This window comes from Morganella psychrotolerans, assembly GCF_965118875.1.
Classification (GTDB): domain Bacteria; phylum Pseudomonadota; class Gammaproteobacteria; order Enterobacterales; family Enterobacteriaceae; genus Morganella; species Morganella psychrotolerans_C.
In genome coordinates this window covers 78,536-99,796 of sequence record NZ_CBCPJD010000017.1, presented here as the reverse complement: position 1 = coordinate 99,796, position 21,261 = coordinate 78,536, and the positions used below count along the sequence as shown (strand labels likewise).

The window sequence follows — 21,261 nt, the reverse complement described above, 5'->3', positions numbered from 1 at the left end:
ACCCGGGTTTACGGTTTTTTTTGCATTTTAATTGTTGTATATCAATTTGTTATTTATCTTTTCGGTAATGCCCGCCCGAGCGTTGATATCCTGTTTTGTGCGCCCGCGCGCCGGTGATGTCATAAAACTGTCACACAACCTACATATTATTGTCACCAGTTTGACCTATTTTCCCTCATGTTCCGACGTTAATCAGACACAACATTTATGTCATTATCTAAAATCCCGTCAGGAGGGATCATGAAACCGATGCGTACCGCAGTAGCCACTGTTATGGCAGCGACACTTTCTCTCTCTGCATTTTCTGCATTTGCCGCGACCAGTCTTACCGGGGCAGGCGCAACATTCCCGGCGCCTGTATATGCGCAGTGGGCTGATACTTATCAGAAAGAAACAGGCAATAAGGTTAACTATCAGGGAATTGGTTCATCTGGTGGTGTGAAACAGATTGTGGCAAATACTGTTGATTTCGGGGCGTCAGATGCGCCGTTATCCGAAGATAAACTCGCCGCAGATAATTTATTCCAGTTCCCGACCGTTATTGGCGGTGTGGTGCTGGCCGTCAACCTGCCGGGACTGAAGTCCGGTGAGCTGGTGTTAGACGGAAAAACCCTTGGTGATATCTACCTGGGTAATATTAAAAAATGGAATGACCCGGCAATCACCAAACTGAATCCGAACGTTAAACTGCCGGATCAGGATATTGCTGTTGTCCGCCGTGCGGATGGCTCCGGTACGTCTTTTGTCTTCACCAGTTATCTCGCGAAAGTCAGCCCTGACTGGAAAGAAAAAGTCGGTGCAGGCTCCACAGTAAACTGGCCGGTTGGTCTGGGTGGTAAAGGTAACGACGGTATCGCCGCCTTTGTTCAGCGTCTGCCGGGCTCAATCGGGTATGTGGAATACGCATACGCGAAACAAAATAAACTGGCTTACACCAAACTGATTTCTGCAGACGGCGAAGCGGTTTCCCCGAGCGGCGAAAGCTTCAGTAATGCAGCGCGTAAAGCTGAGTGGTCGAAGAGCTTCGCTCAGGATCTGACTAATCAGTCGGGTGCGAATGCATGGCCGATTTCATCCACCACGTTCATCCTGGTACACACCAGCCAGAAAGATGCAGACAAAGGTCAGGAAATCCTGAAATTCTTTGACTGGGCTTATAAGAACGGCGGCGCACAGGCAGAGAAACTCGATTATGCAGTTCTGCCGCAGGAAGTGATTGAACAAGTCCGTGCAGCATGGAAAACCAGCGTTAAAGACAGCAGCGGTAAACCACTGTATTAATACAGTGGATAACGGAAATACAGCAATTCATCAGTAATTGATCCCCCGGTTGCGGGGGATCAATGTAAAAACGGAAGCGACTATGGCCGAACTTAAAACGGCAATGAAACCACCCGGAAAGCGCGGCGACCAAATCTTCAGTGCCCTGGTAAAACTGGCGGCGCTGATTACGCTATTGCTGCTGGGCGGAATTATCATTTCACTGATCATTGCATCATGGCCCAGTATTGAGAAATTCGGTCTGGGATTTTTATGGAACAAAGAGTGGAACCCGCCGGCGGAAGAGTACGGGGCGCTGGTACCGATTTACGGCACCATTGTCACCTCAGTGATTGCGCTGCTGATTGCGGTCCCCGTGAGTTTCGGGATAGCGCTGTTCCTGACTGAACTTGCGCCGAAATGGCTGCGTCGCCCGCTGGGTATCGCGATTGAACTGTTGGCAGCTATTCCTAGTATTGTTTACGGCATGTGGGGGTTGTTTGTCTTTGCTCCGCTGTTTGCCACCTATTTCCAGCAGCCGGTCGGCGATGTGATGTCGAGCATCCCGATTGTCGGCGAGCTGTTTTCCGGTCCTGCGTTTGGTATCGGTATTCTTGCGGCGGGTGTTATTCTCGCGATTATGATCATCCCGTATATCGCGTCAGTCATGCGTGATGTGTTCGAACAGACGCCGGTGATGATGAAAGAATCCGCATACGGCATCGGCTGTACGACGTGGGAAGTTATCCGGCGCATTGTTCTGCCCTATACCCGCAATGGTGTGATTGGCGGTGTGATGCTGGGTCTGGGACGCGCGTTGGGTGAAACCATGGCGGTCACCTTTATTATCGGTAATACCTACCAGCTGGACAGTGTTTCGCTTTATATGCCGGGCAACAGTATTACCTCGGCGCTGGCAAATGAATTTGCCGAAGCGGAATCCGGGCTGCATACGGCGGCACTGATGGAGCTGGGGCTGATCCTGTTTGTCATCACCTTTATCGTCCTCGCTATCTCCAAATTTATGGTGATGCGGCTGAATAAGAACGAGGGGCGCTAGAATGGCTGAGATGGATATTCAACAACCAAAAGTAGACCTGAAAGCGCGGGAAAAACGCCAGCACTGGCGGCGTCAGAAGAACCGGGTTGCCTTGTTCCTGTCTGTATCCACCATGGCGTTCGGGCTGTTCTGGTTAATCTGGATCCTGTTCTCTACAGTGACAAAAGGCATGGACGGTATGTCTCTTGCGCTGTTCACTGAAATGACACCGCCGCCGAATACAGAAGGTGGTGGTCTGGCAAATGCCATTGTCGGGAGCGGATTACTTATCCTGTGGGCGACCGTGATTGGTACGCCGCTGGGTATTCTGGCGGGGATTTATCTGGCGGAATATGGCCGCCGTTCCTGGCTGGCGGAAACCACCCGGTTTATTAACGATATTCTATTATCTGCGCCATCCATTGTGGTCGGACTCTTTGTTTACACCATTGTGGTGATGCAGATGCAGCACTTCTCCGGCTGGGCGGGTGTTATCGCGTTGGCACTGTTGCAAATCCCGATTGTTATCCGGACCACAGAAAATATGCTGCGCCTTGTACCGGACAGCCTGCGTGAAGCCGCGTATGCCCTGGGTACACCAAAATGGAAAATGATTTCGGCAATCACCCTGAAAGCCTCTGTCTCCGGGATTATCACCGGGGTGCTGCTGGCGATTGCCCGTATTGCCGGTGAAACCGCACCGTTGCTCTTTACCTCCCTCTCCAACCAGTTCTGGAGTACGGATCTGATGCAGCCGATTGCCAATCTGCCGGTAACCATCTTTAAATTTGCCATGAGCCCGTTTGCCGAGTGGCAGAGCCTCGCATGGGCGGGTGTTCTGCTGATAACCTTGTGTGTACTGTTAATTAATATCGTGGCGCGTGTGCTGTTTGCTAAGAAAGCGCACTGATTGAATGATTACGGAATAATGAGAGAGAGTCATGAGTAAAATTCAAGACGTAACCGAAAGCAAAATCCGGGTCCGCGATCTGAACTTCTATTACGGTCAGTTCCACGCGCTGAAAAATATCTCGCTGGATATTGAAAAGAATAAAGTCACGGCCTTTATCGGGCCGTCGGGTTGCGGAAAATCGACCTTACTGCGTACCTTTAATAAAATGTATGCGCTGTATAATGAGCAGCGTGCAGAAGGCGAAATTCTGCTTGATGGCACCAATATCCTGACAGATAAGCAAGATATCGCATTATTACGCGCCAAAGTCGGGATGGTATTCCAGAAACCGACGCCGTTCCCGATGTCGATTTATGACAATATCGCGTTTGGTGTCCGTCTGTTTGAAAAACTGCCGCGTGCCGAAATGGATGAGCGCGTGCAGTGGGCGCTGACCAAAGCGGCGCTGTGGAATGAAACCAAAGACAAACTGCATCAGAGCGGCTACAGTTTATCCGGCGGTCAGCAGCAGCGTTTATGTATTGCGCGCGGTATTGCAATCCGTCCGGAAGTGCTGTTACTGGATGAGCCGTGCTCTGCGCTCGACCCTATTTCCACCGGGCGCATCGAAGAGCTTATCAGCGAACTGAAGTCTGATTATACCGTGGTTATCGTGACCCATAACATGCAGCAGGCGGCGCGTTGCTCTGACCATACTGCATTTATGTATCTGGGTGAACTGATTGAATTCAGTGATACCGATACACTGTTTACCACACCGGGCAAGAAACAAACTGAAGATTACATCACCGGTCGTTATGGCTGATGCGGAGACAATCATGGAAAATCTGAATCATAATAAACATATTTCCGGGCAGTTTAATGCCGAATTAGAACATATCCGCACTGAAATGATGACCATGGGCGGGCTGGTGGAAGAGCAGCTCAGTAAAGCAATTACGGCGATGCACCATCAGGACGAAGATCTGGCGCGGGAAGTGATCGCCGGTGATAAACAGGTCAATATGATGGAAGTTGCCATCGATGAAGCCTGTGTCCGTATCATTGCCAAGCGCCAGCCGACCGCCAGTGATCTGCGCCTGATTATGGCCATTTCCAAAACGATTGCCGAGCTGGAGCGTATTGGTGATGTCGGTGATAAAATCGCCAAAACCGCACTGGAAAAATTTTCACAGCAGCATCAGCCGTTGCTGGTCAGCCTGGAATCACTCGGACGCCATGCCATTCAGATGCTGCATGATGTGCTTGATGCGTTTGCCCGTATGGATATCCAGGAAGCTATCCGTATCTACCGGGAAGACGAAAAAGTTGACCAGGAGTACGAAGGCATTGTCCGCCAGCTTATGACATACATGATGGAAGATCCGCGCACTATCCCGAGTGTGCTGACCGCACTGTTCTGTGCGCGTTCTATCGAGCGTATCGGCGACCGTTGTCAGAATATCTGCGAATTTATCTTCTATTATGTGAAGGGACAGGATTTCCGTCACGTCAAAGGGGATGATGTGGAGCGCATTTTGCTGGGCGAGCATGTGATTGAAGTCGCTGCGAACAGTAATAACGGCGAAAAAGGGAATGACCCGGCATAATGAAGTGACCCCCGATAGTCGGACTACCAATTACCGGGGGCTTTTTTAGTTCAGTTTTTTCTCTGTCCGGACACTGCGCCCTTCATCATTAATACTGACCAATGTGACGGACTCTCCCGCAGATAATACCCCTGTGTATGCCGCCCGGCTTTCTGAGTAAGGGGCGAGCATCACGGTGCTGATATGTGACGGCGTATCGCTGTCACCGGAAACGAGCGCGGATAATGTGAAATAGTAAGGCGCCGGGTTTTTCAGAATCAGAGTCTCTCCTGACAGAGAAACGGAAATCTGCTCAGGGACGGCATCCGGCGACAGCGGCAGAGTATCCGGCCGGTAAAACAGCTTTATCCGTGTCCGCAGGGCAAATTGCAGCATATTGCCGGTGACGGCAGTTTTTGCCGGAATATCCACCACATTGAGATAAAAAACAGATTCCCGGTCGCGGGGCAGGCTGTTCTCCAGAATACGGATTTTCAACTGCTGGCCACCGCTCCCGGCGATACGCGTCACCGGTGGTACTACCATAAACGGCGCTCCGGTGGTTTCCGGCGAAGAATTGATATCCCCTTCATCCACCCAGCTCTGCACCAGTGACGGCATTTCTCCGCTATTGGTCAGTTGGATTTCTGTGCTGTCCTGATTTCCCGGAAAAATAACTCTGGTGGTATTGATAATGACACCGGCATATCCCGCCTGAATGTACAGGAGCAGGATGATCAGAATACCTGTTCGCATATTGTTCTCCTGCTGTTTATTAGTTGTAGGAGAAAACCAGTGTCGCGGAGCTGCTTATCTTCCCCTGTGTTACCGCACCCGGATTGTAAGGATAGTAATAAGTGCCGAGATCGACAGAGAAAGCCGGTGAGACCGCACCTCCTTTGGCAGCACTGAAAATAGGGGTGGCGCTGCCCTGGGTATTGGCACTGTCAGAAAACAGTACCGGGCTGCCGGGGTTACTGGCTTTTACCACCCGGAAGCCGACACCGCCTGCTCCGCCGGAAACGGTATTGGTCAGCACGGTTTTATCTGATGGCTGTAAATTGGATGAGGACAGAAAAACGTCAATCTTCCGTGATGTGGTATTGCCTGAGAGAAGGCTGTCACAGGTAAAATTCAGCCGGAACGGGGTATATCCTGCCTTATCTGTGGTTTTAACGGCATTAATACTCATTAGCGGCAGATTCACCGTCAGCCCGGCATTAGTAAAGGTGCAGGTGGTGATCGGTGGATTGTAAGTAATCTGTACCGGTTGCAAAAACATGTCATTCGCATCGACCGGCCACTGCAGTGTCAGTAAAAATGTCAGAATTTTATTGAGAAGCGCAGCCAGCCAGCCCACAAGTCCCAGCGTGGTCGCATCGGAGGCAAAAATAACCGGCGTAATAGTAATCGTACTACCCGGGGTTTTAGTGTAGTTTCCTGTTGGTGTATCCGTCAGATCAAAACGCAGTGTAAAACCGGTATTGAGTTCAGTCCCGTTGTGGGCACCAACCGCCAGGTTAGTGACGTTATTTTTTGCCAGCGCGGTCAGGGTGATATTAACGAGCTGCGTACCGTTATTAAATCCGATTGTTGCTGTCCGGCCATTAAATGGTGAGTTGATCCCAATTGTATTCGGAAACAGCGGCAATGCTGTTGTGCAGGTAAAAGGGCCACTGAAATTGGTCTGAGATACTTTTAATACTGTGGTTGTGGCACCTATCAGATCAGCAGAAAGATCCAGCACCACGACCGTAGCGGTCTGGGGGGATGTTGCTGAGCAGGCGGCATAAGCCGCCCGGCTGCTTATCACTATCAGGAATAAAAGCAATACAGTGGCAGATGTTTTCATCATTGTTTCCTTTTACCGGCAGATATTGTGGTTTTTATCCGGCGTGACCACAGGATTGCGGATAACGCACTGCTGTTTTCCGTCCGCCGTCAGTTTTATGACCAGTGATGACGGCAACTGCCCGCTTTTCAGATAGAGCAGCCCCGATTGCCCGACATACCCCAGTGGCTGATGCTGTTCATCCGTCACCTCTGTGCCGAACGGCAGTGTGCCGCCGTTTTCCCGTGAAGCCCGCAGAATAAAGGTCTGACGGGAGTCGGTTTCCATGCGGATATAACTGACCGCACCTTTATACGGGCTGACCTGGCCGATATTGCCGGTCACTTCGGCACCGGAACTTTTTTCTGTGTCTGACAGAGTGTAAGAGTTGGCTCGGTAAGGAACGGATTGTGTCATCAGCACAACACCATCACTGTTTGTCAGGGATGCTTTATCAGAATTCACCATTCGGTTATCGGCCTGCGGAGCATCAATAATGGTATAGGTATTGCCTGTGTCGCCGGACATGGCGATATGGCCCGGGATCGCAACGATGGTCCCTTTTGCTCCTACACCTGCCTGACGGTAATCATTGCCTTCACTGAGTGAGCCGGACAGTGTGCTGTACGGATTACGGTAACTGAGGTTCGCACCCACCAGATTACTGCCGCCATTTTGGTTTGAGCCGGTCAGCGTGTAGTTGACCAGGTCATCTTTACCGGCGGTTCCGCTCAGGTTGACGGTAGTTTGCTGATAACGGGAATCCGTGGCGTAAATACCGCTGCTGAGTGATGCATTTTTACCGAAAACAGAAATCGGTACGCTTACATTCAGGTAAAACCTGGTTTCATTTTTATCATCAAAATTGCGGGTCCGTGATGCAGACACGGTATAGCTGATATCGTTATAATTGTTTGAATATCCGAGCTGATATTCCCGGTTATTACCACCGGAATTCCAGTAATCCCGGTGTGTGCCGGAGATATAAACCACGCCCCGGCTTTCCCCCAGATACTGATTTAAATTCACAGTTAAGGTATTTTTAGCCCGCGCGCCGCGCATGGCATCCATAGTCATCAGATCCGGTATCTGACCCGGTGTGTTATCCGGGGTATTTTCCTGTGCATTGCGGTAAGCATCCCAGGCCCGGTAGTTATCCTGCTGATAGATAGCATCCGTGAAACTGTAAAAATCCCCGGTGGAGTAGCGGTATGTCGCGAGCGTCAGGTTTGTGGATGTGGTGCTGACAAACTTACTGTATGCGACACGATAGCTCTGGCCGTTTTTCCGGCCGGTTTTAAAATCTGCATCCGCCTGAGTCACATCCACGGAAAGTGCTCCGAACGACAGGTTCCAGGCACTACCCGCCAGCACGGAACGGTAATCTTTTCCGGCAATTGCGCCGGTGTACAGCGTCACGGTATTATTCAGCCCGTAACGGAATTCCCCCTGAATAAACTCAGGCCGGTAATGGGTATTCTCCGGGCGGGCCTGACCGGCGGTCAGACTGTAACTATAAATCCCTTCTTTCAGCATATCGGGCACGGCAGAAAACGGTACGGTAAATGATTCCTTCCGGCCGTCGGCTTCCTGAATAATGACAGAAAAATCGCCGCTGCCACCTGTCGGTTGAATATCGCGGAACATAAACTCACCCGGCGGCACATTTTCCTGAAAAATAAGGTTACCGTTCTGGTAAATACTGACCAGGGCGTTGGTCTGGGCAACACCGCGGATGATTGGTGCAAACCCCTGACCGGACGGCGGCAGCATATTCATATCAGTTGCCAGTGATGCCCCCCTGAATTTAAAGCTGCCGAATAAGGAAGGCGGAGTATAAAAATCCCCCAGCGTCAGCGCAGATGAAATACGGCTAATCGGACGATAAAGATAACGGCTGTTATTTTTCCAGCCTTTGCTTCCGCCGGAATAAGAAGAGTAAACCGACTCATCACGAAATTGCCAGACACTGAGATTCAGCCCGGTATATACGGTGGCAAAAAAGCTGTCATTATTCTGTTTATTATTCTTTTTTTGTTTGTAGTTATAGTAATTAACGTTATAGCCGAGAATCAATGCAGGCTGTCCATGATCCCATAATTCAGGATCGATATAACCGGCATCGGCTGTCTTTACCCCGATTTGTGGTACAGCCAGATCCAGCCGCAATGTACTTTTATTCAGGTGGTAAGTGAGTCCGGAAGTCAGATTATTTGCCGGAACCGGTTGTTTCTCTGCAGATAATTTTTTTGCATTATCAGAAAGATTCAGCCCGAGCTTATTGATATCTTCGGGCTGAAAACTCAGGAAATTATTATGTTCTCCCACCTGAACGGTAAACTGGCCTTTCCAGGTGTTATTCACATAAACATCCATCAGTTGTTCGCCGGACGGCAGTGTATTTTCCTGATATAAACGTGAAATATCTCCTTTAGCGGATTCACCGGCCAGCAGAGATGTATCGAATTCTTCCGTAAAGCCTTCGCCGGGATAGCTCCATAATCCGGTAATAATAAGAATCGGCAGGCAATGTTGTATTTTCACGTTATTATCGTCCGTCAGAATGTAATATTCTTCGACTTATACACCCCGTAATCATCCACATAGGTTACTGAGGCATTACGGGTCGGAAGTTTATTTTTCAGGGACAACTGTTTTTCAGAAAAGGGTGGGATCATTTCTGAAGCAGCCAGCCATGTACGACTGCTGTCATTGGCATTTACCGCTGCAATCGTAAAGTGGTACGGAGAATTATTAGTAACTGAAAGATAGTCACCATTAAGCCGCCACTGAATATTATCAATGACCGTTTCGGGATCTACAGTCAGCCCGGAAGGGCGATAAAACAGCTTTATCCGCGACCGGACGGCTACTTGTAACACACTTTTTCCTTTGGCATTGGCGGGTGTGGCCGGAATGTCCAGGACACTGAGATAAAACAAACTCTCCCTGTCATCCGGTAACTTTTCATTATTTTTCTTTATTTTAAGTTGCTGTCCCTGCATACCGTCTATTTTGACAATCGGCGGGTAAACATAAAGCGGGGAATTACTGTTTTCAGGTGTTGCATTAATATCACCGTCATCAGTCCAGCTCTGGGCTAATGATGAGGACTGGCTGTTATTATTTAGCTGAACAGTAATGCTGTCATTTTTTTCATGATAAATAAGTCGTGTGCCATTAATAACAATGTTGGCGGAAGTATTACCGGATATAATAAACATTATCAGAAAAAAGAATCGGTGTTTCATTATGTTCACCTGTAAATAGTCAGGCTTTTTGACAAGCCTGACTGTCAGACAATGGTTATAAATAAGAGACTGTATAAATAACGTTGGAATGTACAGGCCCGACTTTTGCAGGAGACGTATTAGTTTTGTAGTAACTGGCGATTAATGTTACCTGATCCGATGCAGGTGCGGTTTTATCGCCTTTAATACCGGTGTCATAAGCGGCATTAAGTGAGAGTGCAACAGCTGGTGCTGATGTTGACGATAAACTGAACCCGACATTCTTCGCAACAGACGGGTCCCCTTCATTAACGGTATCGTTAATCAGGTAGTTTCCGGTTGACGATATACTGTTAGGAGAAGCGAAGTGTATTTTCAGATTACTGCCGGCCGGTACTGATGCCGGGGCACAATCAGAGAATGTCATGGTAAATGATTTTTGGTTTTTGGTAATGACAGTATTTGCTGTCACCCCTGCATCCGTTACGGTAATCGGCTCGAGTAATACGGCGAAGTCGGCACTGTTTCCTCCGTTAATAGTACAGGTAGTATCACTGATAGCACCTGTGATGTTAATAATACCGCCCGCAGCTGTTATTGCAGAAGCTGAGCCTGAAAAAAAAGCAGCAGAAACTAATGCCATAATAAACGTTTTTTTTAACATGGTTAACTCCGGTAAAAATTAAATACCAGACTGACAAAAATAAAATACTATTTTTGCGGGTTTTTATTTAAAGAAACCAAATCAGATTGGTCTCTTTAAATTTAGAATGATTAAGTATGTTTACCAGTGCATTGTCTTTAATTTTACAGATGTGTGACATTCATCAAGAATTATAAATTTTTATTTTTATAATTTGTATTTTTTATAATGTTTATGTCCATTTTTTATTGGTGTTGGTAAAGTAAATATGAAAATAATGATGTGTGGTTGTTTATTAATGGGTTGCGGAAAGATAATTTCTTCTTGATATTAATTTTAATTAACTGGAATGTCCGGCATTAAGGTTTTATTATCATAAATATAAAATGTTACTCATGAAAAAATAACACGTGATTTTATTTTTATAAGTAATTATAAGCAATGTAATTACTTTTTTTAATAAAAATTGGTGAATTAAAAATAATAGCTTGTTATTGCAACAGTGTGCCCTGTCCTTACGTTCACCTTAGAACAATCAGTTATAGAATTATGCCTTCTTAGTATTTCAGGAACTAAGCGGGAGTTGATAGCGTGAGAGTGTGATTTACACAAATTGACGTTATCTCAGACTGATTCAGGGGTGTGTATGAAACCGACCTATTTTGTTCCGGCACTGCTCGCCGGTTTAGCATTAGTAAGTGGTGCCGCGCAGGCTGACAAGCTTGATGATATTCAGAAAGCCGGTGTTATCCGCATTTCGGTTTTTGACAGCAACCCGCCATTCGGATTTATTGATCCGCAAACTAAAAAACTTGCTGGCTATGATGTGGATATCGCACAGGCCGTAGCCGATGATTTAGGTGTGAAACTCGAGCTTCGTCCGACTAACCCGGCAAACCGCATTCCTTTGCTGGTATCCGGTAAAGTGGATTTAATCGGCGCTAACTTCACTATCACTGATGAGCGCGCCAAACAGGTGGATTTCTCCATTCCTGATTTTCAGACCGGACAAAAATTTATTGCCCGCAAAGGTGTGCTGAAAACGCCTGATGATGTAGCAAAACTGCGCATCGGCGCGGATAAAGGCACAGTTCAGGAAGTGACTCTGCGTGAGAAATTCCCGGGTACAAAGGTCATCTCTTATGATGATACGCCACTGGCATTCGCAGCACTGCGTAATGGTAACGTAGATGCTATCACACAGGATGATGCCAAACTGGTCGGGTTGCTGGGCAACCTGCCGGAAGCGGTTAAAGCAGAGTTTGAACTCTCTCCGTTCAGTCTGACCCGTGAATACCAGGCGCTGGCAGCACCAAAAGGGGAAACCCGGTTAGTGGAAGCCGTGAACAAAACACTGACGAAACTGGAAAGTGACGGTAAATCTCAGCAGATTTATAACCAGTGGTTTGGTCCCGGCACCAAAGCAGAACAGTCTCGCGGCGATTTTAAATTCGGTCCGCTGGAAAACCAGGCAAAATAAGAGTGTAGTTGCATGTGATGAAGCCCCGCTCCGGTGGGGCTTCAGGCGTTTTTTGTAACCTGCACCACAGTATGATGATGGGGATATCGGATGTTTGAGCAATTTATAAGTACGCACTTACTTGCTCCGGAATACCTGGGCTGGCTTGGGCAAGGGTTTGTGATCACACTCTTTATCTCATTCTGGACGATTCTGGCGACCACATTGCTGGGCTTTTTACTGGTGGCGGGGCGGGACAGTCAGATGTTTCTGATCCGTTGGTTAGTCAGTGCTTACACCAGTGTGTTCCGTAATACGCCACTGTTGGTTCAGCTCTTTTTCTGGTATTTCGCCTCCGGCGAAATTTTACCGCAGGTGCTGAAAATCTGGCTGAATACCCCTCATGAAATTGAATTTTCCGGATTGACGCTGGCGTGGCCATCCTTTGAATTTATCGCCGGCTGGTTCGGGCTGACTCTCTATTCCGCTCCGTTTATTGCGGAAGAACTGCGGGCGGGGATCGCGGGCACCGGGCGGCAGCAGAAATCTGCCGCACTCGCGCTGGGGCTTACGCCGTGGCAGTCGATGCGTTATGTGATATTGCCGCAGGCGGTTAAAATTGCCATGCCGCCACTTCTGGGGCAATACATGAATGTGGTGAAAAATTCCTCATTGACGATGGCGATTGGTGTGGCAGAGCTGTCATATGCATCGCGTCAGGTGGAAAGCCAGACCTTACAAACCTTTGAAGCCTTCGGGGTGGCAACCGTGCTGTATATCTTCACTATTGCACTGATGGAAGCGTTCGGGCAGTGGCGGACACAACGGGCAATCGCTCAGGAGCATTAAGATGGACTTCACGGTTATTCAGGAAAATTGGGAATATCTGCTGTTCGGCACATTTCCTGATGGTCCGTTAGAGGGCGCTGCACTGACATTGGTGATCAGCTTGATCGCGGGAGCCATTTCGGTGGTATTCGGGATCATTGGCGGTGTGATGCTGGCTATGCTGCGGGGCTGGTGGGTAAACCTGTTTGCGGCATTTCTCGGATTTTTCCGCGCGATCCCCGTCATTATGCTGATTTTTTGGGTCTATTTCCTGCTGCCGATAGCCTTTGGTGTGGATGTGCCGGAAATTACCACGGTTGTGTGCGCGCTGGCGATGATCACCTCGGCGTATATTGCGCACGGCGTCAAAGCCGGCATTCTGGCTATCGGCAGAGGACAGTGGCAGGCAGGCATGTCGCTTGGTCTGGGGCGCTGGGCGGTATTGTGGCATATCGTTCTGCCACAGGCGCTGCGGATGATGATCCCATCCTTTATTAATCAGTGGATTGCGCTGATTAAAGATACCTCGCTGGCGTATATTGTCGGTGTGGGGGAACTCTCTTTCCTCGCGACACAGGTTAATAACCGCAGCATGGTCTATCCGTTGGAGATTTTCCTGTTTGTGGCATTTATCTATTTTGTGATGTGCTTTGGTCTGGAGTTAAGCGCCAATGCGCTGATGCGGCGCTGGTCATTACAGCGGCAGCCACAGCAGTCCTGGTTTTCGCGCCTGACAGGGTATCGCAGGTTGAAAACGGCGGTTTTGCCGGAGAAACAATCTCACTCCGTTACCTGTTTACCTTAAATTTGATCGGTGACAATCCCGGTACGGATAAATGCCGGGATTTTCTTCCGGTGTAACGCAAACGTTTTCTTTTTTAAAACGATGCGGTAGGATAAGCCGAAAAAAATAAATTTCCGGGACTCCTTACTCATGACTACTCCGACCTCCGGCACTGATCCTCATCAGAGCCTGCTCCAGCGCGTGTTTAAATTACAGGAACACGGCACAACTGTCCGCACTGAAATCATTGCAGGGCTGACCACATTCCTCACCATGGTGTATATCATCTTCGTTAACCCGCAAATTCTCTCTTTTGCCGGGATGGATATCAAAGCCGTATTTGTCACCACCTGCCTGATTGCGGCTATCGGCAGTATCGGTATGGGATTATTTGCTAATCTGCCGGTTGCTGTCGCACCTGCGATGGGGCTGAATGCCTTTTTCGCCTTTGTGGTGGTCGGCGCGATGCACTATTCATGGGAAGTGGCGATGGGTGCCATTTTCTGGGGCGCGGTCGGGTTATTTATCCTGACGTTACTGCGCATCCGTTACTGGCTGATTGCCCATATTCCGCTGAGTCTGCGCGTGGGGATCACCAGTGGTATCGGACTGTTTATTGCCATGATGGGGCTGAAAAATGCCGGTATTATTGTGGCAAATCCGGACACACTGGTCGCCGTCGGTAATTTCACCTCGCACAGTGTTCTGCTGGGGTCGCTGGGCTTCTTTATTATCGCCATTCTGGCGGCACGTAATATTCATGCCGCAGTATTAGTGTCGATTGTGGTGACAACCGTTGCCGGGCTTCTCCTCGGTGATGTCACGTACCAGGGTGTGTTTGATATGCCGCCGAGCATGATGACGGTTGTCGGGCACGTTGATATTATGGGTGCGCTGGATTTATCCCTCGCCGGTATTATTTTCTCCTTCATGCTGGTAAACCTGTTTGACTCCTCCGGTACACTGATTGGTGTGACAGACAAAGCCGGGCTGTCTGATGAAACAGGGCGCTTCCCGAATATGAAAAAAGCGCTCTATGTTGACAGTATCAGCTCTGTGGCAGGCTCCGCGATGGGAACATCATCCGTCACTGCATTTATCGAAAGTACCTCCGGGGTTTCTGTCGGCGGGCGCACCGGGCTTACTGCTATTGTGGTTGGTCTGCTGTTCCTCGCGGCTATCTTTATTTCACCATTGGCGGCAATGGTGCCGGGTTATGCAACTGCCGGGGCGCTTATTTATGTCGGTGTATTAATGACATCGAGTCTTGTGCGCGTGAACTGGAACGACCTGACAGAATCTGTGCCTGCATTTGTGACCGCCGTGATGATGCCGTTCAGTTTTTCTATCACAGAAGGGATTGCATTGGGCTTTATCGCCTACTGCGCGATGAAACTGGGCTCCGGGCGCTGGCGTGAACTGAACCTGTGCGTGATTATTGTTTCGCTGATGTTTATTCTGAAGATGGTGTTTGTTGACGCTGCCTGATACCGGCGACAATGTGACTTAAATACAGCGATATAAAAAAGCCGCGTGAGTTTATTCTCACGCGGCTTTTGTTTTCTTTGACGGTCTGTTTATTGTTCCGGCGGAACAATCGCGAGGCAGACTACCCGCTCTTTTGCGCCCGCCTGTGGCTGATAAATAACCTGTCTGCGCTGCGTGATAATCAGATCAGGCCAGTCTTCCAGTGCATTGATAAAGGATTCATCCGCACAGGTATGACCGACTTTCCCGACCAGCAATGCGCCGTCGCGGCGGATATCATCACGGGTAACATGCAGGTTATAGATGTTGGTGGCGCGGTAAATATGACCGTGTTCGTTGATCCACGGCTGGATAGTTTCCGGCTGATGTTTACCGTAAAAGGTTACCCATTCATGCAGGTATTCACCACCTGTGTATTTCAGCGGATGACCCGTTTCTTTCTCCCACCAGCTTTCGGCTTCGGTAGTGAAGGTTTTTAGTCCGATGTTTTTTTGCCCCGCGCCTTTGATATCAAAGCTCATTATCGTTGCATATCCCGCCAGAATCACAGAGGCGAATACCATCAGGGCATTCATGATATTTTTCAGCGGACGGGTTGGTGCAGTGGTCACTGAGCAGATCAGTGCCGGGATACTCAGCAGCACAAAGGGCTGTAACCACTCCGTGATCCGCCCGCCTTTATGAAAGGTGAACCAGATCCAGATAAAGATCAGAGGTACCAGAATAATGATATTGATCAGACGCACAGCCTGATTTTTTGACCATCCGAAACCACCACCTTTGAGTTTGATAATTCCGGCAATAATAATCAGTGGGTAAAATACCATCACCAGCGACCCGGTTGTTTTCAGGGTAAAGCCGGTTTCTATCTGTGAATCAACCCATTTAAAGGCTGCAAAATCATTATCCATCAGCCACATAACGTTCGGGATAACCAGCGCAAACCAGAGTGCAATAGCGGCATAAAACCAGGGGGAACGGTAGCTTTCACGGACTTTCGGTACAAACAGGGAGAACAGAAACACGATACCGACCAGTGCCAGTGTGGAGTATTTTCCCATGGTTGCCAGCCCGGAACACAGGGCAAACCCTATCCACCATACCGGGTTATCATAAACAGCGCGGACAAAAAAGAAGAGCACCCACGGCCAGAATGTCACCAGGATATAGTTGTCGTTATATGGGATCACATCAAAATTAACTATCCCCGACAGATTTAGTGACAGCAGTGCCAGCCATGCATAATCAAGACGCTGCGTGATACGGTACGTCAGATGCCAGACACCTGCCATCCCGGCACCGATCCCCGTAAAATGAATAAAATACCAGTAAAAATCAGCAGGGATCTGATTCGGAAAGGCAATCACCGGATACATCAGCATACCGACCAGCCACGGATTTTTCGGTGATCCCCATTCACCGTTTTTTCCCCAGTTGAGCGCCTCGACGGCATCATAAGGGACGGTCGGATCTAAATACCAACTGACCATAATCCAGAGTGCGGTATAACTCACTATCCAAAACCACAGGGGGCGGCGCGACGTTTGTTGTGAAAAATGCATAATTCTATACTCTGAATAATTCGGGATGCATGTAGGCGACAAGCGAAGATGGACGGGGAGCATAGGTAACTATGTGACCCGGCGAACTGAGCGTAGTTAACACCCAGACATCTTGAAGTATGACGCGTATATATCTTGTTTAAAATAAGGGTGGTGACCCATCACACCGTTTCCGGCGAAATGATGGATCGTTTTGACGAAAATCAGGGTAAACTAGTCGTCAGCGAATCATTGTCATGGCTACAGATAGAAATGCGCCATGAATATATACCCTTATTCATTCAAACTGCAGGTTCGTTGGCCGCACTCAGCCAGCCGGGTCACATACTTATGTATGCTCCCCGCCTGTCTTCCCTTGCCGCCTGCCTCATCTTGAATGACGTTGGGTATCGTATAGTTTTGTACTGTTCATTCATTTTATGAATGCTAACACATATTAATTTGTTATTTTTTAAGCGAGTAAGGTATATGGCCGCTATTCAGAAAAAACCAGCCCGGTCACGGACAACGAAAAAAAGCCGTGAAGAGCTCAACACGGAAGGCCGTGAACGTAAGCAGCAGAAAAAGCATCGCGGCAATCCATCCGGTGCCCGCCAGCAGGATAATGCCCGCAAAGGTGGTCGTGGTACGGATAATGCCGTAGCTGATCCGCGTATCGGCAGTAAAAAACCGGTTCCGCTTATCGTGGAAGCTAAAACTTCTGTCAAAACTGCTGTGAAAAAACCGGCTGAACCGGCAAAAATCAAATTATCGCCTCAGGATGAGCTGACAAAACTCGAGAACGACGAGCGCCTCGACGCGTTACTGTTACGTCTTGAGCAGGACGAAACCCTGAACGCAGATGAAAACGCCTATGTGGATACCATGCTGGAACGCATTGATACCCTGATGGCAGAGCTCGGTATTTCTCTTGATGAAGATGATGACGAAGAGAAAACCGATGATATCATGCAGCTCCTGAAAGGACGCTGATCCGTTATTGCGATTATTAGCATCGCGTAACGAATGCAATACAGTATTATTTTATAACCGGAACGGCAGACCTCTTTGCTGTTCCGGTTTTCATTTAAGCCTACGCGGGACCGGCATTGTTTGCCTTAATAGCGGATTAAGAGCCTCCGGAAGGGCGGTTATTTGCAACATAGCCCATGTTTTTATGTGATGTGAATAGCAGATGTACCCTTATTCATTCAAACTGCAGGTTCGTTGGCTGCCCTCAGCCAGCCGGGTCACATACTGATGTATGGCTCCCCGTCTATCTTCCCTGGCCGCCTGCCTGCATCTTGAATGACGTTGGGTATATATGACTGAAAATAATAAATAATTTAGGTTAACAACATAGCATCATACTGATAATGCCTTTTCCGGAGGAATGAATGAGTGATTCTGAAAGTAAACCAGGAGGGCACAGCCGTTTTATCCGCTATCTGGGCTGGATTGCCACGTTTACTGCATTCTGCATGTATGTCTCTTATATTCCTCAGATTATCGATAACCTTGACGGGCACAAAACCTTGCCGTTGCAGCCTCTGGCCGCCGCATTTAACTGTACCTTATGGGTTATCTACGGCATAAAAGTGAAAGATCTGCCGGTGGCGATTGCTAATGCACCCGGTGTACTTTTTGGTTTGGTGGCAGCACTCACCGCGCTGTAGCCGCACTGTGTCTGCACTATAATGGTGCAACGAAGATCGGACGGTCTGCTGTGCTGCCATATGAATCAGAAGGTAGATCCGATAAACTGTGTGATTAGGTGAGTCCGTCACAGAGCGGAAAACACATTGATGTGATTTTTTAAGGCGAAGCAAAGGGGAGAGCATGTCCGACGCGATCATCTGGGATCTGCCATTGATCCAGAAATATAACTATTCCGGCCCGCGATACACCTCGTATCCCACTGCGCTGGAGTTTAACCAGCAATACAGTGACGGTGATTTTCTCGCCTCGGCAAACCGCTACCCGCAGCGCCCGCTGTCGTTATATGTGCATATTCCGTTCTGCCATAAACTCTGTTATTTCTGCGGCTGTAATAAATTAGTCACCCGGCAGAAACATAAAGCGGATGAATACCTGACAATACTGGAAAAAGAGATAGCGGCCCGCGCAGCACTGTTTGCCGGGCGTGACGTGCATCAGATGCACTGGGGCGGCGGTACGCCAACCTATCTTGATAAGGCACAGATAAGCCGTCTGACCGGTATGCTGCGCCGGTATTTTCATTTTACGGATAATGCCGAACTCTCAATTGAAATTGATCCGCGCGAAATTGAACTGGATGTTATCGACCATCTGCGGGCAGAAGGTTTTAATCGTCTGAGCATGGGCGTGCAGGATTTTAATAAAGAGGTTCAGCGCCTGGTCAATCGCGAGCAGGACGAAGCCACTATTTTTGCCCTGGTAGCGCGCGCCCGCGCGACCGGGTTTGACTCCGTCAGTATTGACCTGATTTATGGTTTACCTAAACAGACCCCGGAAAGTTTTGCATTCACGCTGAAACGGGTGGCAGAGCTTTCCCCGGATCGCCTGAGTGTCTTTAACTATGCACACCTGCCGAATCTGTTTGCTGCCCAGCGGAAAATTAAAGATGAAGATTTACCGTCTGCGGAGCAGAAACTGATTATTCTGCAACAGACCATTGAAAGCCTGACCGGCAGCGGTTATCAGTTTATCGGAATGGATCATTTTGCCAAACCGGAAGATGAGCTGGCGATTGCGCAGAATAAAGGGATTTTGCACCGCAACTTCCAGGGCTATACCACGCATGAAGAGTGTGATTTGCTCGGCTTTGGCGTGTCGGCAATCAGTATGCTGGGTGACCATTACGCGCAAAACCAGAAAGACCTGAAAACGTATTATGCACAGGTGGAAGAGGGCGGAAACGCGCTGTGGCGCGGTTTAGTGCTGACAGACGAAGATTGCCTGCGCCGTGATGTGATCAAGGCGCTGATTTGTAATTTCCGCCTGGACTATTCAGAGATTGAATCTCTGTATAATCTCGATTTTAAAGCCCATTTCGCCGAGGATTTACAATTATTACAGCCGATGGTGAATGACGGAATGGTGGAAATCAGGGATAACGCCCTGGTGGTCACACCGCGCGGGCGTTTGCTTATCCGCAATATCTGTATGTGTTTTGATACTTATCTGCGTAATCAGATGCGCCAGCGTCAGTTTTCCCGCGTTATCTGAGACGCGTCCGGGGTTGATGTGATGTCATCAATCCCGGCCTCTTTCAGTTTTCTTGTCAGTGTGTTTCTTCCCCAGCCCAGTAACCGGGCTGCGTCCTGCTTATGACCACTGCTGTGATTCAGTGCACATTGCAGTAGTGTGCGTTCAAACAGCGGTAGTGCTTCTGTCAGCAGATCTGTTTTCCCGGCGCGTAACTGCGCATCCGCCCACAGTGCCAGTTGCTTATCCCATGACTGTGTTTGTGTGGAATTTATGGTGTCATAATGAATCGCGCCATTATTTATCTGACTGGTACCGGACATGGCGGTCAGTTCAGCGGGCAAGTCCTGCGGCAACACTTCCTGAGTGGCGGACATCACTGTCAGCCAGCGGCACACATTTTCCAACTGACGGACATTTCCGGACCAGGGCAGATGCATCAACAGGTTTTCGGTATCCGGATGCAGTGTTTTTGCCTCTGTTCCCAACTCTTTTGCTGTTTTTTGCAGAAAATGACGGGTAAGGCGCGGAATATCACCGGCGCGTTCCCGAAGTGGTGGCAACTGTACACGGATGACATTCAGGCGGTGAAACAGATCTTCGCGGAATTTTCTGCCTGTTACCAGGCGTTCCAGATCCTGATGCGTGGCGGCAATAATACGGACATCCACCCGTACCGGCGCATAACCGCCGACACGGTAAAACTGACCTTCCGCCAGCACCCGCAACAGCCGGGTCTGAATATCCAGCGGCATATCACCAATCTCATCGAGAAACAGTGAACCGCCGTCAGCCTGCTCAAAACGTCCCTGACGAACCTGGTTTGCCCCTGTAAATGCGCCTTTTTCGTGTCCGAACAGTTCGGATTCGATTAAGTCTTTCGGGATAGCGGCCATATTCAGTGCAATAAACGGCGCACCTGCCCGCGGGCTGTGGCGGTGCAGCGCATGAGCAACCAGCTCTTTTCCGGTTCCTGACTCACCGTTGATAAGTACACTGATTGAGGAACGGGACAGCCTGCCGATAACCCGGTAAACCTCCTGCATCGCCGGGGATTCGCCGATAATATCAGATACCGGGTCTGCCGGTTCTTCGCGGCGGGATGGCTGATGTTGCTCGCGGTGATGCTCCAGCGCACGGGCAACCAGCGCAACGGCATCATCGATATCAAACGGCTTGGGCAGATAATCAAATGCTCCCCGCTGGTAAGCATTGACGGCAGCATCCAAATCAGAATGGGCGGTCATAATAATCACCGGTAACAACGGGTTATGTTGTTTAATCGCAGAGAGAAGAGAAAAACCGTCCATACCCGGCATCCGGATATCAGAGATAAGTACATCCGGCGACGCGTTCTCCAGTGCGGTAAGCGCGCTTTCACCGCTGTCAAAACAAACACATGCATAGCCCGCACTGCTTAGCGCGCGCTCGAGTACCCAGCGGATCGCACTGTCATCATCGACGACCCAAATTTTTCCCGGTTGCATG

At 49.1% G+C, this 21,261-nt stretch carries 19 protein-coding genes; 12 read left to right on the top strand and 7 right to left on the bottom strand.

Annotation, left to right across the window (positions count from 1 at the left end):
- The first annotated feature begins 240 nt into the window (after positions 1–240).
- The 5 genes from pstS (at position 241) to phoU (ending at position 4,801) form a co-directional block, all read left to right on the top strand.
- Positions 241–1,281, top strand: a complete 1,041-nt coding sequence (gene pstS, locus ACMHKJ_RS15690; RefSeq protein ID WP_413495329.1) for a phosphate ABC transporter substrate-binding protein PstS — start codon at positions 241–243, stop codon at positions 1,279–1,281.
- Between the two features lie 82 nt (positions 1,282–1,363).
- Positions 1,364–2,320, top strand: coding sequence for a phosphate ABC transporter permease PstC (gene pstC, locus ACMHKJ_RS15685; protein WP_067368683.1), 957 nt, complete (start codon positions 1,364–1,366; stop codon positions 2,318–2,320).
- A 1-nt stretch (position 2,321) separates the two neighbouring features.
- Positions 2,322–3,209 (top strand): phosphate ABC transporter permease PstA, encoded by an 888-nt coding sequence (pstA, locus tag ACMHKJ_RS15680; RefSeq protein WP_067368686.1) that lies wholly within the window; start codon positions 2,322–2,324, stop codon positions 3,207–3,209.
- Positions 3,210–3,240: 31 nt separating this feature from the next.
- Positions 3,241–4,017: a phosphate ABC transporter ATP-binding protein PstB gene (gene pstB / locus ACMHKJ_RS15675; RefSeq protein ID WP_413495327.1), complete on the top strand. Its 777-nt coding sequence runs from the start codon at positions 3,241–3,243 to the stop codon at positions 4,015–4,017.
- Positions 4,018–4,030: 13 nt separating this feature from the next.
- Complete coding sequence (gene phoU / locus ACMHKJ_RS15670; RefSeq protein WP_413495325.1) at positions 4,031–4,801, top strand: phosphate signaling complex protein PhoU; 771 nt, start codon at positions 4,031–4,033, stop codon at positions 4,799–4,801.
- Positions 4,802–4,846: 45 nt separating this feature from the next.
- Here the strand turns inward: phoU and ACMHKJ_RS15665 are convergent, their stop codons facing one another.
- The 5 genes from ACMHKJ_RS15665 to ACMHKJ_RS15645 are packed head-to-tail and all read right to left on the bottom strand — an operon-like array spanning position 4,847 to position 10,505.
- Positions 4,847–5,536: a fimbrial biogenesis chaperone gene (locus ACMHKJ_RS15665; protein ID WP_413495323.1), complete on the bottom strand. Its 690-nt coding sequence runs from the start codon at positions 5,534–5,536 to the stop codon at positions 4,847–4,849.
- A 19-nt stretch (positions 5,537–5,555) separates the two neighbouring features.
- Positions 5,556–6,635: a fimbrial protein gene (locus ACMHKJ_RS15660; protein WP_413495321.1), complete on the bottom strand. Its 1,080-nt coding sequence runs from the start codon at positions 6,633–6,635 to the stop codon at positions 5,556–5,558.
- A 9-nt stretch (positions 6,636–6,644) separates the two neighbouring features.
- Entirely contained in the window at positions 6,645–9,155 is a 2,511-nt protein-coding gene (locus tag ACMHKJ_RS15655; RefSeq protein ID WP_413495320.1) for a fimbria/pilus outer membrane usher protein, read from the bottom strand.
- A gap of 14 nt (positions 9,156–9,169) precedes the next feature.
- Positions 9,170–9,862: a fimbrial biogenesis chaperone gene (locus tag ACMHKJ_RS15650; protein ID WP_413495318.1), complete on the bottom strand. Its 693-nt coding sequence runs from the start codon at positions 9,860–9,862 to the stop codon at positions 9,170–9,172.
- Between the two features lie 55 nt (positions 9,863–9,917).
- Positions 9,918–10,505 carry a fimbrial protein gene (locus tag ACMHKJ_RS15645; RefSeq protein WP_413495316.1) on the bottom strand — a complete coding sequence of 196 codons (588 nt, stop codon included), beginning with the start codon at positions 10,503–10,505 and terminating at the stop codon, positions 9,918–9,920.
- A 625-nt stretch (positions 10,506–11,130) separates the two neighbouring features.
- On the opposite strand from ACMHKJ_RS15645, the gene ACMHKJ_RS15640 reads away from it, so the two are divergent.
- From ACMHKJ_RS15640 to ACMHKJ_RS15625, 4 genes are all read left to right on the top strand, one after another.
- A complete protein-coding gene (locus ACMHKJ_RS15640; protein WP_413495314.1) occupies positions 11,131–11,964 on the top strand; it encodes an ABC transporter substrate-binding protein in 834 nt (277 codons plus the stop codon).
- A gap of 90 nt (positions 11,965–12,054) precedes the next feature.
- A complete protein-coding gene (locus ACMHKJ_RS15635) occupies positions 12,055–12,792 on the top strand; it encodes an amino acid ABC transporter permease (RefSeq protein ID WP_413495312.1) in 738 nt (245 codons plus the stop codon).
- A 1-nt stretch (position 12,793) separates the two neighbouring features.
- Positions 12,794–13,576 (top strand): amino acid ABC transporter permease, encoded by a 783-nt coding sequence (locus ACMHKJ_RS15630; protein ID WP_413495310.1) that lies wholly within the window; start codon positions 12,794–12,796, stop codon positions 13,574–13,576.
- 129 nt (positions 13,577–13,705) lie between these two features.
- Complete coding sequence (locus ACMHKJ_RS15625) at positions 13,706–15,043, top strand: NCS2 family permease (protein ID WP_413495308.1); 1,338 nt, start codon at positions 13,706–13,708, stop codon at positions 15,041–15,043.
- 89 nt (positions 15,044–15,132) lie between these two features.
- Here the strand turns inward: ACMHKJ_RS15625 and ACMHKJ_RS15620 are convergent, their stop codons facing one another.
- The gene (locus ACMHKJ_RS15620; RefSeq protein ID WP_413495306.1) at positions 15,133–16,605 is read right to left on the bottom strand and encodes a glycosyltransferase family 39 protein; all 1,473 of its coding nucleotides are present in this window, start codon (positions 16,603–16,605) and stop codon (positions 15,133–15,135) included.
- 468 nt (positions 16,606–17,073) lie between these two features.
- On the opposite strand from ACMHKJ_RS15620, the gene yihI reads away from it, so the two are divergent.
- The 3 genes from yihI to hemN all read left to right on the top strand — a co-directional run bounded on the left by yihI (position 17,074) and on the right by hemN (position 19,794).
- Positions 17,074–17,577: a Der GTPase-activating protein YihI gene (gene yihI / locus ACMHKJ_RS15615; protein WP_413495304.1), complete on the top strand. Its 504-nt coding sequence runs from the start codon at positions 17,074–17,076 to the stop codon at positions 17,575–17,577.
- A 404-nt stretch (positions 17,578–17,981) separates the two neighbouring features.
- Positions 17,982–18,260 (top strand): SemiSWEET family transporter, encoded by a 279-nt coding sequence (locus ACMHKJ_RS15610; protein WP_413495302.1) that lies wholly within the window; start codon positions 17,982–17,984, stop codon positions 18,258–18,260.
- A 163-nt stretch (positions 18,261–18,423) separates the two neighbouring features.
- Positions 18,424–19,794: an oxygen-independent coproporphyrinogen III oxidase gene (gene hemN, locus ACMHKJ_RS15605; RefSeq protein WP_413495301.1), complete on the top strand. Its 1,371-nt coding sequence runs from the start codon at positions 18,424–18,426 to the stop codon at positions 19,792–19,794.
- On the opposite strand, the gene glnG is transcribed toward hemN, so the two are convergent.
- Positions 19,773–21,260: a nitrogen regulation protein NR(I) gene (gene glnG / locus ACMHKJ_RS15600; protein ID WP_413495299.1), complete on the bottom strand. Its 1,488-nt coding sequence runs from the start codon at positions 21,258–21,260 to the stop codon at positions 19,773–19,775. The two genes, hemN and glnG, sit on opposite strands and share 22 nt — an antisense overlap.
- Between the last annotated feature and the right edge of the window lies 1 nt (position 21,261).

What these genes read in the sequence shown, in the direction of transcription:
- ACMHKJ_RS15625 (WP_413495308.1), top strand. Translation starts at nt 13,706, where the DNA reads ATGACTACTCCGACCTCCGGCACTGATCCTCATCAGAGCCTGCTCCAG.
- ACMHKJ_RS15650 (WP_413495318.1), bottom strand. Translation starts at nt 9,862, where the DNA reads ATGAAACACCGATTCTTTTTTCTGATAATGTTTATTATATCCGGTAAT.
- ACMHKJ_RS15665 (WP_413495323.1), bottom strand. Translation starts at nt 5,536, where the DNA reads ATGCGAACAGGTATTCTGATCATCCTGCTCCTGTACATTCAGGCGGGA.
- ACMHKJ_RS15640 (WP_413495314.1), top strand. Translation starts at nt 11,131, where the DNA reads ATGAAACCGACCTATTTTGTTCCGGCACTGCTCGCCGGTTTAGCATTA.
- glnG (WP_413495299.1), bottom strand. Translation starts at nt 21,260, where the DNA reads ATGCAACCGGGAAAAATTTGGGTCGTCGATGATGACAGTGCGATCCGC.
- pstC (WP_067368683.1), top strand. Translation starts at nt 1,364, where the DNA reads ATGGCCGAACTTAAAACGGCAATGAAACCACCCGGAAAGCGCGGCGAC.
- ACMHKJ_RS15630 (WP_413495310.1), top strand. Translation starts at nt 12,794, where the DNA reads ATGGACTTCACGGTTATTCAGGAAAATTGGGAATATCTGCTGTTCGGC.
- ACMHKJ_RS15610 (WP_413495302.1), top strand. Translation starts at nt 17,982, where the DNA reads ATGAGTGATTCTGAAAGTAAACCAGGAGGGCACAGCCGTTTTATCCGC.
- hemN (WP_413495301.1), top strand. Translation starts at nt 18,424, where the DNA reads ATGTCCGACGCGATCATCTGGGATCTGCCATTGATCCAGAAATATAAC.
- pstA (WP_067368686.1), top strand. Translation starts at nt 2,322, where the DNA reads ATGGCTGAGATGGATATTCAACAACCAAAAGTAGACCTGAAAGCGCGG.
- pstS (WP_413495329.1), top strand. Translation starts at nt 241, where the DNA reads ATGAAACCGATGCGTACCGCAGTAGCCACTGTTATGGCAGCGACACTT.
- pstB (WP_413495327.1), top strand. Translation starts at nt 3,241, where the DNA reads ATGAGTAAAATTCAAGACGTAACCGAAAGCAAAATCCGGGTCCGCGAT.
- yihI (WP_413495304.1), top strand. Translation starts at nt 17,074, where the DNA reads ATGGCCGCTATTCAGAAAAAACCAGCCCGGTCACGGACAACGAAAAAA.
- ACMHKJ_RS15620 (WP_413495306.1), bottom strand. Translation starts at nt 16,605, where the DNA reads ATGCATTTTTCACAACAAACGTCGCGCCGCCCCCTGTGGTTTTGGATA.
- ACMHKJ_RS15660 (WP_413495321.1), bottom strand. Translation starts at nt 6,635, where the DNA reads ATGATGAAAACATCTGCCACTGTATTGCTTTTATTCCTGATAGTGATA.
- ACMHKJ_RS15635 (WP_413495312.1), top strand. Translation starts at nt 12,055, where the DNA reads ATGTTTGAGCAATTTATAAGTACGCACTTACTTGCTCCGGAATACCTG.
- phoU (WP_413495325.1), top strand. Translation starts at nt 4,031, where the DNA reads ATGGAAAATCTGAATCATAATAAACATATTTCCGGGCAGTTTAATGCC.
- ACMHKJ_RS15645 (WP_413495316.1), bottom strand. Translation starts at nt 10,505, where the DNA reads ATGTTAAAAAAAACGTTTATTATGGCATTAGTTTCTGCTGCTTTTTTT.